Annotated in this window: 1 protein-coding gene; it reads right to left on the bottom strand. The window is 70.5% G+C overall.

Features of this window, described 5'->3' with window-relative positions:
• On the bottom strand, positions 1-3,929 hold a 3,929-nt coding region (locus tag ACZ7MF_RS39390), incomplete at both ends, for an SDR family NAD(P)-dependent oxidoreductase (protein ID WP_471483038.1).

Raw genomic sequence — 3,929 nt, 5'->3', positions numbered from 1 at the left:
CGCACATACGACCGCCCCACCGCCTCCGGATCCGAGTCGTACAACGACTCCACATCCCAGCCACGATCCACCGGAAACCCGGTAATCCCATCCCCGCCGCCAAGAACCAGATCCCACAAATCACCCGGCGAACGCACCTCACCCGGATAACGACAACTCATCCCGACGATCACTACGGGGTCTTCGGTGGCCGTCCCGCGCCGCAGCGTGGGGCCGGACACCGTGGTTCCGGACATCTCGGCCACGACGTGGCGGGCGACGGCTTCGGGGGTGGGGTGGTCGAAGACGAGCGTGGCGGGCAGCCGCAGGCCGGTGAGGGCGCCGAGGCGGTTGCGCAGTTCGACCGACGTGAGCGAGTCGAAGCCGAGGTCCTGGAAGGCCGCGTCGGCCTTGACGGCGTCGGCGGAGACGTGACCGAGGACGGCGGCGACCTCGGTCGTGACCGCCGCACGTACGACGGACTGGCGCTCGGACTCGGGGGTGTCCGCCAGCCGGGCCGCGAACGCCGACGTACGGACCGGGGTACGGCGACGGCTCGCGGGAACGAGTCCGGTGACGAGGTCGGTGACCAGGGAAAGGGCGACCGGGTCGATCTCCGCGGCCAGCAGGCGCGGTCGGCCCGAGGCGAGCGCGGCGTCGAACCGGCGCAGGCCTTCGGCCACCGTGAAGGGGCGCACCCCGGCCTTGGCCATCCGATCGTGCTGCGTGCTGTCGAGTTCGGCGGCCATGCCGGACTCCCACGGGCCCCAGGCGATGGACGTGGCCGGCAGGCCGAGGGCGTGACGGTGTTCGGCGAGACCGTCGAGGTAGGTGTTGGCGGCGGCGTAGGCGGCCTGCCCCGGGTTGCCGAAGACTCCCGCGGCGGACGAGAACAGCACGAACGCGCCGACGTCACCGCCGAACTCGTGCAGCCACCACGCCGCCTGCGCCTTCGGCGCCCAGACGCCGTGCAGTCGTTCGGGAGTGAGCGAACCGATCAGCATGTCGTCGGTGCGGCCCGCTGCGTGCACGATGCCGGTGAGCGTTCGGTCGCGGAGCAGTTCCGCTACCTGGTCCCGTTGTGCCACGTCACAGGCAGTCACCTCGACCGTGGCGCCGAGGGCCGACAGTTCCGCGACCAACTCGGCCGCGCCAGGCGCGTCGGAGCCACGGCGGCTGACGAGTACCAGCGAAGTGACAGCGTGCCGCTCCACCAGATGACGGGCGACGGCCGAGCCGAGGTCACCGGTTCCCCCCGTGATGAGTACCGGCCCGGCTCCGAACGGCGCTTCGGGCTCCGGCCGGCTGGTCAAGGGGCTCAGGCGGGCCGTCAGCACCGTTCCTTCGCGGATCGCCAGCTCGGCCAGGACACCGGGGACGGATACCACGGCTTCGTCGGCGTCGACCAGCACGAACCGTCCGGGATTCTCCTGCTGGGCCGACCGGACGAGGCCCCAGATCGCCGCCTGCCGCGGGTCGACGGGCTCTCCCGAGACGGAGACGGCGTTCCTGGTCACCACGGCGAGCCGGTCGCCTTCGGTACGGGGGTCGGCGAGCCAGTCCTGGACCAGTTCGAGGACGGCCGGAACCTCGAGAGAGGTGGCGTCCCGGATGGTCGCCGGGGTGGGCGCGGGCGCCTTCTGCGGGGTCCAGACGATGTCGTACAGATCGCGTACGGGTTGGCGCGTGACGTCGGAGACGGTCACAGCGCGCAGCGTCAGCGTGTCCACATCGGCCAGCGGCCGTCCGTCCTGGGTGACGACTCCGATCCGGTAGCGGTCGTCGCCCAGCGGGGTGAGGCGAGCGCGCACCTTGGTCCCGCCCGTCTCGTGCACGGTCACACCGGCCCAGGAGAACGGCAGACTCACGCGCTCGGCATCGTTGACCAACGCGATGCCGTGCAGGAGGGCGTCGAGCAGGGCGGGGTGCAGCACGAATCCGTCAACCGAGGCATCGTCGGGCAGGGCTGCCTCGACGAAGACGTCGTCGCCGTTGCGCCAGGCGGCCGTCACGCCTTGGAAGACAGGGCCGTAGTCGAGACCGGCGGCGAGCAGACCGTCGTACAGGGCCTTGGTGTCGAGCGCGGCCGCTCCGGCGGGAATCTCCAGCGGTTCGGACGGCTCGCTCGGACTGTCACCGAGACTGCCGCTGGCGTGGCGGGTCCACATACCGCCGGTGGTGGAATAGACGGCGACGGGACGGGTGCCGTCGGCGTCCGGCGGTTCGACGACGACCTGGACGGAGACACTGCCCTCGTCGGGCAAGGGGAGAGGAGCCTCAAGGGTGAGCTCCTCCAGACGCTGTGCGCCGACTTCGTCACCGGCGCGCAACGCGAGGTCGGCGAAGGCGGTGCCCGGCAGGATCACCGCACCCATAACCCGGTGATCGGCGAGCCACGGGTGGGCCGACAGGTCGAGTCTGCCCGACAGCAGGAGTGAGTCGGACCCGGCGATGCGGACGACGGCGCCGAGCAGGGGATGCCCGGAGCTGCGCAGACCCAGTCCGGCGGCATCACCCGTGCCGGCGGGGGCGTCGAGCCAGTAGCGTTCGTGCTGGAAGGGGTAGGTCGGCAGGTCGACGGTGCGGGATCCCGTGTACTGGGCGGCCCAGTCGAGTTCGATGCCGGAGGTCCACAGGGTGGCCAGTGCGGTGACGAAGGTGTCGGTCTCGTCCTGGTCCTTGCGCAGGCAGGGGGCGAGTACGGGGGCGTCGGCGCGGATGGCCGCGACCAGGGCGGACAGCACCGCATCCGGGCCCACCTCCAGCCACGTGGAGGCATCTGCCGCGTTCACGGCGTCGAGGAAGCGGACCGGTTCGCGGACCTGCTGGACCCAGTACTCCGGGTCCGACCAACCCAGCCCACAGGAGGCCGTGGGCTCGTACCGCATCGACGGCTCGCCGAACTCCACCGACGCCAGCACGGCACGGAAGTCGTCCAGCATCGGCTCCATCAGCGTGGAGTGGAAAGCATGGCTGACGTTCAGACGCCTACCGTCCAAGCCCTCCAGCGCATCAAGGGGGCCGGAGACGACCACCGAGGAGGGGCCGTTGACCGCCGCGAGGCCCACCCCGGGACGGCCCTCGATCGCGGTAAGTGCGTCGGTCTCGCTCATCCGCAGGGCGACCATGCCACCGCCCTCGGGCAGTGCGTCCATCAGCCGGCCCCGCGCCGCAACGACCCGGCAGGCGTCCTGCAACGACCACACACCCGCCACATGCGCCGCAGCCAGCTCACCCACCGAGTGACCGATCAGCACATCCGGCCGCACACCCCACGACTCCAGCAACCGGAACAACGCCACCTCAACCGCGAACAAGGCGGCCTGCGCATGCACCGTCCGGTCCAGCAGCTCGTCGTCCCGCACCTCAAGACACGCAGCCACCTCGTCAAACGCGGCAGCGAACACCGGGAACCTCGCATACAGCTCCCGGCCCATACCGACCCGCTGCGCACCCTGACCCGTGAACAACACGGCCAGACCACCGCCACGCACCACCCCACGCACGTCCCCGCCCGGCCACACCACCGCACGATGATCAAACCGAGAACGCAGAGCGAGTGAACGGGCAACACCCTCCGCCGGAGCATCCAACCCGCCAAGCTCGGCAACCAGTTCCTCTACCGCCTCGGCGGACTTCGCCGACACCGGCCACAACGCCACCGGGCTTTCGGCGGGTTCCCCGACTGGGTCCTGAGGCGCTTGTTCGAGGATGAGGTGGGCGTTGGTGCCGCTGATCCCGAAGGAGGAGACGCCCGCCCGGCGCGGGCGACCCGTCTCCGGCCAGTCCACGGCCTCGGTCAGCAGCCGCACCTCACCCGAAGCCCAGTCCACATGCGGCGACGGCTCCTCCGCATGCAGGGTCTTCGGCAGCACACCATGCCGCATCGCCTCCACCATCTTGATGATCGAAGCAACACCCGCAGCCGCCTGCGTATGACCAATGTTCGA

The sequence above is a fragment of the Streptomyces sp. NPDC111628 genome (assembly GCF_055635195.1).
Note: the sequence above shows the minus strand (reverse complement) of the source record. Positions and strands in the feature narration are given on the sequence as shown.